The organism is Hafnia sp. CBA7124 (genome assembly GCF_002355555.1).
In the GTDB taxonomy this organism is placed as follows: Bacteria; Pseudomonadota; Gammaproteobacteria; order Enterobacterales; family Enterobacteriaceae; genus Hafnia; species Hafnia alvei.
The window spans coordinates 4,426,897-4,440,815 of record NZ_AP017469.1 but is presented as its reverse complement, the minus strand read 5'-3'; the positions used below and the strand labels follow the sequence as shown (position 1 = coordinate 4,440,815).

Genomic DNA, 13,919 nt, shown 5'->3' with positions numbered 1-13,919 from the left:
TATGCAGAAATTATTAGGTCTGATTATTATTTTCGTCTGTGTACTCGGCGGCTTCATTATGTCGGGTGGGCGTTTGGCTTCTTTTTGGCAACCTGGCGAAATCGTTATTATTCTTGGCGCGGGTTTAGGGGCCATGGTTTTGGCTAACCCAAAACATGTGCTGGTTGAAATGTGGCGCCAATTCCGTGGTGCACTGCGCAAAAACGAATACACCGACGAATACCAGCGTCAGCTGCTGATGCTGTTATATGAGCTGTTAGAACTGGTTCAGGACGGTGGTTTGAAAGTTCTGGATGAGCATATTGAAGTACCGGAAAGCAGCTCGCTGTTCCAGAAATACCCGCTGATTTTGCTTGATAAAGATCTGGTGACCTTTATCTCGGATAACTTCCGTTTGATGGCGATGGGTAAGATCAACGAACACGAACTGGAAGGTATTCTTGAGCAAGAACTGGGCGCGATGGAAGAAGAGCTTCTGCTGCCTTCACGTTCTTTACAGCGTACCGCTGAAGCGATGCCAGGTTTTGGTATTTGTGCCGCCGTTCTTGGGATCATCATCACCATGGAATCTATCGATGGTTCGATTGCGGTCATCGGTATTAAAGTGGCAGCGGCGCTGATTGGTACATTCTTGGGCGTATTTATCTGTTACTGCCTGATGGATCCGGTGGCTAATGCCATGGAACAGCGCGCTAAAACGCAGATGGCGGTGCTGGAATGCGTGCGTACCGTGCTGGTTAACCATGTGGCGGGCAAACCAACCCTGCTGGCCGTGGATGCGGGCCGTAAGATGTTGCCAATGGATTCCAAACCGACCTTCGCTACGCTGGATTCTTGGGTGAACCAGATGGTGGGGGGTAACTGATGCGCTCCCCAAAAGGTAAAGGTCACACCACGATAATCAAACGCTCCTCGCGTAAATCGCACGATGCGATTCACGGTGGTGCGTGGAAGGTTGCCTTTGCTGACTTTACGCTCGCAATGATGGCGCTGTTTATGGTGCTGTGGATTATGGGTTCGGTGACTGAAGAAGAGCGTAAAGAAATTGTCTCTACCCTCAATAGCGAATCCATTTTTGATGGCATGTCGATAAACCCTATCACGCAAAAGAACTCTGGTGGGGGAAGTAACCCGATTCTGGAAGGTAAGCGTAGCGGTGATGAAAATACCGAAGGCAGCGGCTCGGGCTCAGACAACGGTGGTATCAAGAGCGACCAACCAAAGCAATCCGTGGCTGACATCGTCAATAAAACGGAATCGCTAGAAGAGGTTAACAAACGCTCTCAGCAAGAAATGGAAGAGCTGGCACGCATCATCTTACAGGTCACATCGGCGTATAACGCGCAGACCAATATGAAGATGGAAATTGTGCCGCAGGGGCTGCGTATTTTGGTACAAGACGACCAAAAGCGTGAAATGTTCCAGCGCAGTAGCGCCATTTTGACACCGTTCTTTAACCGCCTGCTACGAGACTTGGCGCCGGTATTTAATAAACTGGACAACAAAATCATTATTACGGGCCATACCGATTCATCACGCTACCGCGATCAGGATTTGTACAACAACTGGAACCTGTCGGGCGATCGTGCGATGGCGGCACGCAAGGCGTTGGCACGCGGCGGCTTGGAGATGGATAAAGTATTGCAGGTGAACGCCATGGCTGACCAAATGCTGTTGGATAACGATCAGCCGCTGAGTGCAACCAATCGTCGTATCGAGATTATGGTGCTAACGCATACAGCATCGGATTCTCTGTATCAGTTCTTTGGTAATCACGGCGATAAAGTTGTGAAGCCAATTGCGGATAAGATCAGTAAGCGGTAGTTCGTTGCCGACCCCACCCTAACCCTCCCCTTCACAGGGGCGGGAACCGTTCGGCGATGTTTGCAAGATCCTCGATCTACTCCTCCCCCTGCGAAGGGGGAGGCTGGGAGGGGGTTGCTTCACGAAATACCAGACATGAATTTATTTCACCTCCCCCTGAACATTCATCATGCGAGAAATTCATTTAACTGTTGACTCAGTGACCAACTTACGGCAATTTCATGTTTAGACGTCTAAACGTATAGACGCTTAATGAAAACGATAATAAAAAGTGTGGCTACGCACGAACAGGTCAATAAGAGGAAGACAGGGTATGAGTTTCTTTCACGCAAATCAGCGCGAGGCGTTGAACCAAAGTCTGGCAGAACTGCACGGACAAATTAATGTGTCATTTGAGTTCTTCCCGCCACGCACGAGCGAAATGGAAGATACTCTGTGGCAGTCCATCGACCGCTTGAGCAGCCTGAAGCCGAAATTTGTTTCTGTGACCTACGGCGCTAATTCTGGTGAGCGTGATCGTACCCACAGCATTATCAAAGGCATTAAAGACCGCACCGGTTTAGAAGCCGCACCGCATTTGACATGCGTTGATGCCACCCGTGACGAGCTACGCACCATCGCACAGGATTACTGGAATAACGGTATCCGCCATATCGTGGCTCTGCGCGGCGATTTGCCCGCGGGCGGCGGTAAACCCGATATGTATGCCTGCGATCTGGTCTCATTATTGAAAGAGGTCGGCGATTTTGATATTTCCGTTGCCGCCTACCCTGAGGTTCATCCTGAAGCCAAAAGCCCACAGGCCGATCTTATTAATTTAAAACGTAAAATTGATGCCGGTGCCAACCGCGCTATTACTCAATTTTTCTTCGATGTTGAAAGCTACCTGCGTTTTCGCGACCGCTGCGTTGCGACGGGTATCGACGTGGAAATTGTGCCGGGAATTTTGCCCGTTTCGAACTTTAAGCAGCTTCAGCGCTTTGCGACCATGACCAACGTGCGCGTGCCGCACTGGATGACCAGCATGTTTGAAGGGCTGGATGACGATGCTGAAACGCGCAAAATGGTGGGCGCGAATATCGCGATGGACATGGTGAAAATCCTCAGCCGTGAAGGCGTGAAAGACTTCCATTTCTATACGCTAAACCGCGCAGAAATGAGCTATGCCATCTGCCATACGCTCGGTGTGCGCCCAGAGGTTCATTCACCGATTATTGCGTGATTTGCCAAGACCCCCTCCCAGCCCTCCCCTTGGCAGGGGGAGGAGCACATCGAGAATTCTCACAACCTACGCCGAACGGTTCCCTCCCCTGTAAAGGGGATGGCTAGGGTGGGGTCATGTTTCCACGTAAAAAAAACCACGCATTTCAGCGTGGTTTTCTATTTTGCAGAACTGCAAACATTAATATTCCCAAGTATCTGGGTCGATACCCATCTCTCTCATCAATATTTTTGCCGCTTCTGGGATTTCATCGCTACGCTCTTTACGCAGATCGGCATCGTTAGGCAGCGGTTGGCCAGTAAACGCATGCAGAAACGCTTCACACAGCAACTCACTGTTGGTTGCGTGACGTAGGTTGTTGACCTGACGGCGCGTGCGCTCGTCGGTTAAGATTTTCAGCACTTTCAGCGGAATAGATACAGTGATCTTTTTCACCTGCTCGCTTTTTTTGCCGTGCTCAGCATAAGGGCTGATGTATTCGCCATTCCATTCAGCAGCCATGGGGGGATACCTTAATTAGACTTAGTTATTTTGAGAAACGGCTAATTATGTCCGATCCTCACGATTTATGCTCACGAAGTGTCTGATTTATCGGTTTATGCCACCGTTTTGTGACTTCAGTACACCTCAAACTGACATAATTTTAGCGGTTATTTCCTCAAGGCTCAATCTATACGCAAAGAAGTTTAGATGTCTAGAAGTATTGACGTCCATATGTGAAGCGATTAATCTTTATTCCACTTTCACCCGACACATCATCCAGCGCGGAGAGAACAACGTGACATATAAGCAGGCAACACTTGCAGTGCGCAGTGGTTTAAATGATGACGAGCAGTATGGTTGCGTCGTTCCGCCCATCCATCTTTCCAGTACTTACAACTTCACCGATTTCAATGAACCACGCGCACATGACTATTCTCGTCGTGGAAATCCTACGCGTGATGTGGTGCAGCGCGCGCTGGCTGAGCTAGAAGGCGGCGCAGGCGCGGTGATGACCAGCACGGGTATGTCGGCAATTCATCTGGTGTGTACGGTTTTCCTCAAACCAGGCGATCTGCTGGTGGCGCCGCACGACTGCTACGGCGGCAGCTATCGCCTGTTCGATAGTTTGGCGAAGCGCGGGGCGTATAACGTGCTGTTTGTCGATCAGGGTGATGCGCAGGCTCTCGCGGCCGCGTTGGAACAAAAACCTAAGCTGGTGCTGATTGAAACCCCAAGTAATCCGCTGCTGCGCGTGGTGGATATTGCCGCTATTTGCACAGCGGCTAAGGCCGTGGGCGCGTTAACGGTGGTTGATAACACCTTCTTGAGCCCGGCGCTGCAACAGCCATTAAAATTAGGTGCAGATTTGGTTCTGCATTCCTGTACCAAATATTTAAATGGCCATTCCGACGTGGTAGCGGGAACCGTTATCGCCAAAGATCCTGAGCATGTTACCGAGTTAGCATGGTGGGCGAATAATATTGGCGTGACCGGCAGCGCTTTTGACAGCTATCTCCTGCTGCGTGGCCTGAGAACTTTAAGCCCTCGCATTCAGCTACAGCAGCAAAACGCGTTGAAAATTGTGGAGTTCCTCAAGCATCAACCGCTGGTGAAAAAGCTTTATCATCCTTCGTTGCCAGAAAACCAAGGGCATGAAATTGCCTGCCGCCAGCAGTCTGGATTTGGCGCGATGCTGAGCTTTGAACTGGACGGCGATGAAGCCTTGCTGCGACGATTCCTAAAATCGCTGCAACTGTTTACACTGGCAGAATCTTTAGGCGGCGTGGAGAGTTTAATTTCCCACGCAGGCACGATGACTCACGCGGGTATGGCTCCAGAGGCGCGCAAGGCCGCAGGTATTTCAGAAAGCCTGCTGCGTATTTCTGTAGGTATCGAAGACGGTGACGATTTAATTTCCGATCTGGAGCAGGCGTTCCAGAAAGCTAACAGCCAACGCTAATATGCTGTTTCTCAAGCGATAACGCTGCATATTAGGCTGGTTTTAAGAGGTAAAGAATGAGCGCACAACCGGTAGCGGGGCAGGCGGTAGGACGCCAGCTGCATAAGTTTGGCGGCAGTAGTTTAGCCGATGTGAAATGTTATCTGCGTGTCGCAGGGATTATGGCGGAGTACAGCTTCCCTGGCGATATGATGGTTGTTTCCGCAGCGGGTAGCACCACCAACCAGCTGATTAGCTGGTTGAGGCTAAGCCAGACTGACCGGATCTCTGCGCATCAGGTTCAGCAGGCGTTACGTCGCTATCAGAGCGAACTCATTACGGGTTTGTTGCCCGCTGAACTTGCCGAGCCTTTGGTTGCGCTCTTTACTCAGGATTTAGAGCGGCTAGCCGCTTTGCTCGATGAGCCGATGTGCGATGCGACCTATGCGGAAGTGGTGGGCCACGGTGAAATTTGGTCTGCGCGTTTGATGTCGGCGCTGCTCAACGTGAAAGGCATGGAGTCAGAGTGGCTGGATGCGCGTAGTTTCCTGCGCGCCGAACGTTCTGCCCAGCCACAGGTTGATGAAGGCCGATCTTATCCTCTATTACAGCAACTTCTGGCGCAGCACCCTAACAAACGCCTCGTCGCCACGGGTTTTATCTGCCGTAACGATGCGGGTGAAACCGTGCTGTTAGGGCGTAACGGTTCTGACTATTCCGCCACGCAGATCGGCTCATTAGCGGGCGTTTCTCGCGTGACGATTTGGAGCGACGTGGCCGGTGTGTACAGCGCTGACCCTCGCAAGGTTAAAGATGCCTGCCTGCTGCCACTGTTGCGTTTAGATGAAGCCAGCGAACTGGCACGCTTAGCCGCGCCGGTTCTGCATGCGCGTACGTTGCAGCCAGTTTCCGCCAGCGATATTGATTTACAGCTGCGCTGTAGTTATCAGCCAGAGCAGGGATCAACGCGTATTGAGCGTGTTTTGGCATCTGGCACCGGTGCAAAAATTGTTACCAGCCACGATGAAGTTTGCCTGATTGAGCTTAACGTTCCGCAAAGCCATGATTTTGAACATGTGCGTCAGGAAATTGACCGCGTGCTCAAGCGCTCTCAGCTGCGTCCATTAGCGACCGGCGTCCATCGCGATCGCCATATGATCCAGCTGTGCTATACCGCCGAAGTGGTGGAAAGCGCGATGAAGCTGTTGGAAGAGTCAGGCGTTCCGGGTTTGCTCCAACTGCGTGAAGGACTAGCGCTGGTGGCATTAGTCGGCGCAGGCGTATGCAAAAATCCCCTGCACAGCCACCGTTTCTATCAGCAGTTAAAAGATCAGCCAATTGAGTTCTTCTGCCAGTCAGAAGACAGCATCAGCTTGGTGGCGGTATTGCGCCGTGGCCCAACTGAAGCCCTGATTCAAGGCTTGCACACCACGCTGTTCCGCGCTGAAAAACGCGTTGGGCTGGTATTGATGGGCAAGGGCAACATCGGTTCGCGCTGGTTAGAACTGTTTGCGCGTGAGCAGGAGAATATTTCTGCCCGTAGCGGTTTTGAATTTGTGCTGGCTGGGGTGGTGGATAGCAGCCGCAGCTTGCTGAATTATGAAGGCTTAGACGCGAGCCGCGCATTGGCATTCTTTGATGATGAAGCACAGGAGATGGATGAAGAAAGCCTGTTCCTGTGGATGCGTGCTCATCCTTATGACGATTTAGTGGTGCTGGATGTTACGGCGAGCGAGTCGTTAGCACAGCAGTATCGTGATTTTGCCAGCTATGGTTTCCACGTCATTAGTGCGAACAAATTAGCTGGTGCATCGTGCAGCGATGATTATCGTCAAATCCGTGATGCCTTTGAGAAAACCGGCCGTCACTGGTTGTATAACGCTACCGTCGGTGCTGGCTTGCCGGTGAACTATACGGTTCGCGATCTACGTGACAGCGGCGACTCCATCTTGTCGATCAGCGGGATTTTCTCCGGTACGTTATCTTGGCTGTTCCTGCAATTTGACGGAACGGTTCCGTTTACCGAATTGGTCGATCAAGCATGGCAGCAGGGACTGACTGAGCCCGATCCGCGCGTTGATCTCTCTGGTCAAGACGTGATGCGTAAGTTGGTGATCTTGGCGCGTGAAGCAGGTTATGACATTGAACCGAATCAGGTGCGTGTGGAATCGCTGGTGCCGGCGGGTTGCGAAGGGGGATCTATCGATCACTTCTTCGAAAACGGTGAAGACCTGAACGAACAAATGATCCAACGTTTAGAAGCCGCCAACGAAATGGGTCTGGTGCTGCGTTATGTCGCTCGATTTGATGCCAACGGTAAAGCGCGCGTTGGCGTGGAAGCCGTTCGTCCAGAACATCCGCTGGCGGCGCTGTTGCCATGTGATAACGTGTTTGCCATTGAAAGCCGCTGGTATCGTGATAATCCGTTGGTTATCCGTGGCCCAGGCGCAGGACGCGATGTGACGGCTGGGGCGATTCAGTCGGATTTGAATCGGTTGGCGGCGTTATTGTGAGTTGGCGTACACCAACGGCTTTTTTTCTATGATAGAGCTGTGAAGGGTTTCGTACTAATTGCCTATGCCGAATATTTTAGGTCTTATGCATATTACGTCCGCCTAAAAGACCTAGTTTCACATTGAGACTGTGCAGGCGTCCGTATTGGCAGCGGTTTTCTATCTCTATGATAGAGCTGTGAAGGGTTTCGTCCGCCAGTCAGCAAATTTGTTTCCATGAAATCGCCGGTGTAGGCGTCCGAGAAGAGGTTGCCAGCGCGCAACCTCTTCACTCTCGCGCTTTTTACCGCGTTGCTTGGCCGACCGGTCTCGGAGCGCACATCCCTGTGCGCCCTCAACCTGCCGCCAGCATCCCTGCTGGCGGCTCTAAAATGCATTCCATCTAACATTAAAAAGACAAAGATGTTGTTATCTCTTCTTTCTTTTTTCTTGTCTTTTCATTGTTTAAGTCTTGGTAGTGAGAGCCGCCGGTACAGGGATGTACCGGTGGAGTTTGGGGCGCCCGGGATGGGCGATACCAAACCGTAGCGGAGATGGCGTCTGGGATAAAAGCGCGCGGGTGTTGGGTGCGCGCGCTGGCGCACCCGACTCGGACGCCTTCGACGGAAGCTATATGTAAATGCCGTACCGGATAGGCGGTCGAAACCTTACATCCATTTAGCCATAAATCTGGCGGTCGAAACCTTACACCTATTTAATAAATTTTGGCGGTCGAAACCTTACACCGTAATGACCTAACCAATCAGAGACAAAGTTTCATTCCGCACTATTCCTCCCCCCTAATTCAAGATAACCTTACCCTGCTAACTTTTTATTAACAGGAGTCACACATGTCTTCTCATGATGAGTATCTACAGCGTGCATTAGCGCTGGCGGCGGATAGCGTTGAGCAGGGCGGGCGTCCATTTGGTGCGGTGATTGTGCGCAACGGTGAGATTGTTGCCGAGGCCGTAAATACCATTCATCTCAATGGCGATCCAACGGCGCATGCTGAGTTGAACGGTATTCGTGAGGTTTCTGCTCATCTGGGAAGCGCCGCGCTGCGTGACTGTACGGTGTATGCGAGCGGTCAGCCTTGTCCGATGTGCCTCAGCGCCATGTATCTGACCGGTGTAAAGGCGGTGTATTTCGCCAACGGTAACCAGGATGGGGAAGAGTATAAATTATCGACTGCGGCGATTTATCAGCAATTACAGCTGCCGTTAGAACAACAATCTTTACCGATTCACCATTTACCACAGCTAAACGCTCGCAAGCTGTATGAACGTTGGGCGCAAAAGCAGTCATGAGCCAGACACAAAAACAAAGTTTGATGTTGTTAGTTTTGGTGTTAATCGGCCTGAATATGCGGCCGCTTCTTACCTCTATCGGACCATTATTGCCGCAGCTGCGTGAAGCGAGCGGCATGAGCTTTACCGCCGTTTCATTGTTAACCGCCTTGCCGGTGGTGGCGATGGGCGTATTAGCGCTGGCGGGAGGCTGGGTCGATCGCCATATCAGTGAACGTAATAGCGTGGCGCTGAGCTTGCTGGCGATTGCCGTTGGCGCGCTGCTACGTGAGCTTGCTCCGCAAAGTCTTGTGCTGTTAAGCAGTGCATTGCTGGGCGGGATTGGTATCGGGATTATTCAGGCCGTTATGCCTGCGGTGATCAAACGTTCATTCCAGCGGCGTATGCCGTTGGTGATGGGGTTGTGGTCGGCGGCGCTGATGGGCGGCGGTGGTTTAGGTGCCGCGCTAACGCCGTGGCTGGCGCAGCACAGCGATGTTTGGCACCGATCTTTGGCATGGTGGGTATTACCTGCTGTGATTGCGTTGATCGGCTGGTGGCCGCAGAGCAAAACGCTGGCGCAGCCAATAAAACACGCGGTATCAGCCCAGCCGCTGCGCCTACATATCAGCCCGCGCGCATGGACGCTGGGTCTCTATTTTGGACTGATCAATGGCGGTTATACCAGCCTGATCGCATGGCTGCCGCCCTACTACATGCAGCTGGGCTCCAGCGCGCAGTTTAGCGGGAGTTTGCTGGCGTTGATGACGGTTGGACAGGCGGCAGGGGCATTAATATTGCCAATGTTTGCGCGTCGTCAGGATCGACGCGTGCTGCTGTTGGCGGCGTTAATGCTACAGCTGATTGGGTTCTGTGGTTTTATCTGGATGCCTTTGCAGATGTCCGTGCTATGGGCTGTTGTGTGCGGCTTTGGACTCGGCGGCGCGTTCCCTTTGTGCTTGGTGTTGGCGCTCGACCACTCGCCTCAACCCGCGATTGCAGGGCGCTTGGTGGCCTTCATGCAGGGGATCGGTTTTATTGTGGCAGGCCTGTCACCCTATCTTTCTGGATTGTTGCGTAGCCTCAGCGGTAACTTCCTGATGGATTGGATATTCCACGCGTTATTGGTGGTGGGTTTAATGCTGTTGACGCTGCGCTTTGTTCCATCGCGCTATCCGCAAGAATGGGCTGCGCCCGCCGCCGAACACCGTTAAAAAAACCGCCAGCGGTTAAGGCGCTGGCGGCAGTTTTTTTAGCAAAGTGATGTTATTTGAGCGTGATGGTCAGGCTGTTAACCCCATCAGCAGGCGTGATGATAACGCCCATTTCTCCCGTATGCACCGTGCTGCTTTCCTGTGCTATCGCTCGATGAATATTGCGTAAGCATAGGCTCCAGCGTTGAGCGTTTCCGGTGCTCGAAACATGCAACTGATTGCCTTTACGCTGCACGCAAAGCGTAAATTGAGTTTCACCGTCGGCAGCAGGAATAACGGCCTGCGTTTGGGTATTTTCCTCTAAGGCAAACAGATGGAAGCAGGTGCTATCTGCGTAGTCATAATCAGGTTTTTGGCTGTTATTACCGATAGCGATCAGGCTGTTAGGGCGTACGTACAGCGGCAAACTGTTGAAGTCGTGCCGTTCTCGGTGCCAGCCACCGGTGGCTTCTTGGTTGGTATAGAGATGTGTCCAGCGGCCCGCGGGTAAATAGACGCTGACGTCACCGTTTTCGCTAAATACCGGCGCGACTAGCAGCGAATCTCCCAACATGTATTGGCGATCCAGATAATCGCAGCCCGGATCCTCTGGGAATTCCAGCATCATCGCGCGCATCACCGGCGTACCTGTTTTGGCAGCCTGAGCAGAGGTGGCGTAGAGGTACGGCATTAGGCGGCATTTCCACTCGGTGAAGAAACGTACCACGTCGCAGGCTTCATCGTCATACGCCCACGGTACGCGGTAGGATTTACTGCCGTGCAGGCGACTATGGCTGGAGAGCAGGCCAAAGGCGCACCAACGTTTGTAGACGTGTGCCGGTGCCGTATTTTCAAATCCGCCGATGTCATGGCTCCAGAAGCCAAAACCAGACAACCCAAGAGATAGTCCACCGCGTAGGCTTTCTGCCATAGATTCATAGGTAGCGTAGCAATCGCCGCCCCAGTGAACCGGAAACTGCTGCGCGCCGACCGAGGCCGAGCGGGCAAACAGCACCGCTTCGTCTTTACCTAACTCTTGTTGTAAAACTTCATACACCAACTGGTTGTAAATAAAGGCGTAATGGTTATGCATTTTTTGCGGGCAGGAGCCGTCGTGCCATACCACGTCGGTTGGAATTCGCTCACCAAAATCGGTTTTAAAGCAGTCAACGCCCATGTGGATTAAGCGTTTGAGATGGCCTGTATACCAGTCGCGGGCAGCGGGATTAGTGAAATCAACGATGCCCTGTCCCGGTTGCCATTTATCCCATTGCCATACGTCGCCATTTGGGCGTTTGAGCAGATATCCTTTCTCCATTCCCTCTTTAAACAGCGGCGATTTTTGCCCGATGTAAGGGTTAATCCACACGCATATTTTTAGCCCGCGCGCTTTCAAGCGTTGGAGCATACCTTCCGGATCGGGGAAGGTTTCAGGGTCCCATTCGAAATCGCACCACTGAAATGCCTTCATCCAGAAGCAGTCAAAATGGAACACGTGCAGCGGCAAATTGCGCTCAGCCATGCCGTCGATAAAGCGGTTAACGGTTTTTTCGTCGTAGTTGGTGGTAAATGAGGTGGTAAGCCAAAGGCCAAATGACCACGCTGGCGGTAGCGCTGGGCGGCCAGTGAGGCGAGTATAACGGTCTAGAACCTGTTTGGGCGTTGGGCCGTCAAAGACCAAATATTCCAGATATTCGCCCTCAACGCTGAATTGCACCTTGGAGACTTTTTCCGAACCTACTTCAAACGAAATACATTCGGGGTGATTTACTAACACGCCATAGCCGCGATTGGTCAGATAGAACGGAATATTTTTATAGGCCTGTTCGGTGCTGGTGCCGCCGTCGCGGTTCCACGTTTCTACGTTTTGCCCATTTTTGACGAAAGCCGTAAAGCGTTCGCCGAGGCCATAGACGGTTTCTCCCACGCCGAGATCGAGACGTTCATAGAGATAGGTTTTGCCATCTTTGGCATTTTGAATATAGCCGTTCGATTTAGCCACGCTGCCGGTGATGCGTTCGCCGTGACGCAGGAAATCCAGCGCCCAATTTTCCCCTTTGGTTACCCGAACGCTTAAATCGCCACTGTGTAGTGCGGCGTAATCATCGGTATTTTCCATCCGCAGGGGGTGTTCGGTGGTGTGGTGTAAAGGATAGTGCGGCCCGCGCTCTATTCGTCCAGCAAAATGTGCAATGCGTACGCCAATGATACCCTCCTGTGGAGAGAAAAAGCGTAGTGTAAACAGCGGGGTATCCAGCTGCGCTGATCGAGCGCTGGCTTCACGCGGCGCGGCGTAAATAACCATTTCACGGGCGTGCTGCTCGACGTCAAACACGTATAACGGGTGGATGAGGTTGAGTCCTTCATGGATGAGCCAATTGCCGTCACTGATTTTCATGACTTAAATCCTCTGCTGTCTTCATATCTTGATTGAATGCGTGTTCGTTGCGGCGCACGCCATCGGCCAGCTCTTTTAAAATGCGGTTGATGAACGGCGTACGCAGGGTATATAGGCGAGCCGCGATAAGCGCACTCAGGAAATAGCAAGCGGCGGGAACCAGCGTGAACAGGGCGATAATGCACATGATGGTGGCGCTGTTTTGCGTGGCAGCTCCCGATTGATATCCCGCTCCCGCCAGCATCCAGCCAATCAGCGCGCCGCCGAGGGCGAGCCCGAGTTTTAAGACGAACAGCGTACCCGCAAAGCTAATCCCCGTGAGGCGTTTGCCGCCTTTCCATTCGCCATAATCAACGGTGTCGGACATCATCACCCACTGGATTGGGGTGACGAGCTGATGTAAAACACCGATGATAAAGATGAAGATAAACATAGTGATATTGGCGCCAATGGGCACAAAGAACATCGCTATGCTGAGTACGGCGAGAAGGGCGTTGGTCCACCAGAATACGCTGACTTTGCATTTCCAGTCGGTCAGCGGTTTGGCTGCTGCGCTGCCTAACAAATTGCCTACGCAATAGGTGGTGAGAAACCAGGTAAACACCAGCGGGTTGCCGAGAATATAGGTGACGTAGTACATCATGGCGCCGCCGCGCACTGAGACAGCCAAGATATTCAAAATAGTGAGCAGGCCAACGATGCGCCATTGATCGTTGCGAATGATATCGCGCAGATCTTCACGCATGCTGCCCTGCATTGTGCCTTCATCGCTGATGCGCTCTTTGGTGGTGGCGAAACAGATAGCCAGCATGATGACGGCCACTAAGGCGAGCACCGCAATACCGCCTTGAAAGCCGAAGGCCTGATCGCCTTTACCAATAAGACTGACCAGCGGCATCATGAGCACGGTGCTTAACATTCCGCCCGCGGTGGCCAACACAAAACGGTAGGACTGAAGAGAGATTCGTTGCGTCGGATCGGCGGTAATCACGCCGCCTAGCGCACAGTACGGAATGTTGACGACGGTATACATCAGCGTCAGCAAGGTGTAAGTGATGGCGGCATAAATCATTTTGCCGGTTAGGCTGAGCTCGGGCGTGCTATAGGCAAATATGCAGACGATGCCAAAGGGAATAGCGGCAAAAAGTACATAAGGCCGAAATTTGCCCCAGCGGGTGCGGGTACGGTCAGCGACTAACCCCATGATAGGATCGGAAATCGCATCGAGCGCACGCGCTAGCAGGAACATAGTGCCGACGAAGCCAGCGGGAATGCCAAAAATATCCGTATAAAAAAACATCATGTAGAACATGACGTTGTCAAAAATAATATGGCTTGCGGCATCGCCGAGGCCATAGCCGATTTTTTCTCGCTTTGTCAGAATGTGGCTGCTCATATATCCCTCTAAAGGCGTTTGTATCGTGGATTCGATACGCCATTCTTAGAGCAAGGATAAGCCGCTAACCATTGTGTTTTTTCATTCTGAAATTATGTTTTGTGTTTTATGTGACCGCGATAACTTGTTTTTATATTCAATGATTTAAATTATAAATATGGCGCGAACTTAACATTTATCGCGC

The 13,919-nt window shown here is 52.0% G+C and carries 10 protein-coding genes; 7 read left to right on the top strand and 3 right to left on the bottom strand.

Annotation, left to right across the window (positions count from 1 at the left end; translation table 11 throughout):
- Window position 1: 1 nt before the first annotated feature.
- The 3 genes from motA to metF all read left to right on the top strand — a co-directional run bounded on the left by motA (window position 2) and on the right by metF (window position 3,046).
- A complete protein-coding gene (motA, locus tag CPY98_RS20130; protein ID WP_025799621.1) occupies window positions 2-865 on the top strand; it encodes a flagellar motor stator protein MotA in 864 nt (287 codons plus the stop codon).
- Window positions 865-1,824, top strand: coding sequence for a putative lateral flagellar export/assembly protein LafU (gene lafU / locus CPY98_RS20125; RefSeq protein ID WP_025799620.1), 960 nt, complete (start codon window positions 865-867; stop codon window positions 1,822-1,824). The genes motA and lafU overlap by 1 nt, the downstream gene beginning before the upstream one ends.
- A gap of 313 nt (window positions 1,825-2,137) precedes the next feature.
- Window positions 2,138-3,046: a methylenetetrahydrofolate reductase gene (gene metF / locus CPY98_RS20120; protein ID WP_025799618.1), complete on the top strand. Its 909-nt coding sequence runs from the start codon at window positions 2,138-2,140 to the stop codon at window positions 3,044-3,046.
- A gap of 180 nt (window positions 3,047-3,226) precedes the next feature.
- Here metF and metJ read toward each other — a convergent pair whose 3' ends face one another.
- Window positions 3,227-3,547 carry a met regulon transcriptional regulator MetJ gene (gene metJ / locus CPY98_RS20115; protein WP_025799616.1) on the bottom strand — a complete coding sequence of 107 codons (321 nt, stop codon included), beginning with the start codon at window positions 3,545-3,547 and terminating at the stop codon, window positions 3,227-3,229.
- A gap of 277 nt (window positions 3,548-3,824) precedes the next feature.
- Here metJ and metB point away from each other — a divergent pair, with 277 nt between their 5' ends.
- The 4 genes from metB (at window position 3,825) to CPY98_RS20090 (ending at window position 9,962) form a co-directional block, all read left to right on the top strand.
- Window positions 3,825-4,988 carry a cystathionine gamma-synthase gene (gene metB / locus CPY98_RS20110; protein ID WP_040044400.1) on the top strand — a complete coding sequence of 388 codons (1,164 nt, stop codon included), beginning with the start codon at window positions 3,825-3,827 and terminating at the stop codon, window positions 4,986-4,988.
- A 56-nt stretch (window positions 4,989-5,044) separates the two neighbouring features.
- Complete coding sequence (locus CPY98_RS20105) at window positions 5,045-7,480, top strand: bifunctional aspartate kinase/homoserine dehydrogenase II (RefSeq protein WP_043489794.1); 2,436 nt, start codon at window positions 5,045-5,047, stop codon at window positions 7,478-7,480.
- 830 nt (window positions 7,481-8,310) lie between these two features.
- Complete coding sequence (locus tag CPY98_RS20095; protein ID WP_043489791.1) at window positions 8,311-8,769, top strand: nucleoside deaminase; 459 nt, start codon at window positions 8,311-8,313, stop codon at window positions 8,767-8,769.
- Window positions 8,770-8,792: 23 nt separating this feature from the next.
- Window positions 8,793-9,962, top strand: coding sequence for a cyanate transporter (locus CPY98_RS20090; protein ID WP_231899475.1), 1,170 nt, complete (start codon window positions 8,793-8,795; stop codon window positions 9,960-9,962).
- 52 nt (window positions 9,963-10,014) lie between these two features.
- Here CPY98_RS20090 and yicI read toward each other — a convergent pair whose 3' ends face one another.
- Window positions 10,015-12,339 (bottom strand): alpha-xylosidase, encoded by a 2,325-nt coding sequence (gene yicI, locus CPY98_RS20085; protein WP_096388660.1) that lies wholly within the window; start codon window positions 12,337-12,339, stop codon window positions 10,015-10,017.
- Complete coding sequence (locus tag CPY98_RS20080) at window positions 12,326-13,735, bottom strand: glycoside-pentoside-hexuronide family transporter (protein WP_025799604.1); 1,410 nt, start codon at window positions 13,733-13,735, stop codon at window positions 12,326-12,328. The genes yicI and CPY98_RS20080 overlap by 14 nt, the downstream gene beginning before the upstream one ends.
- Window positions 13,736-13,919 lie beyond the last annotated feature (184 nt).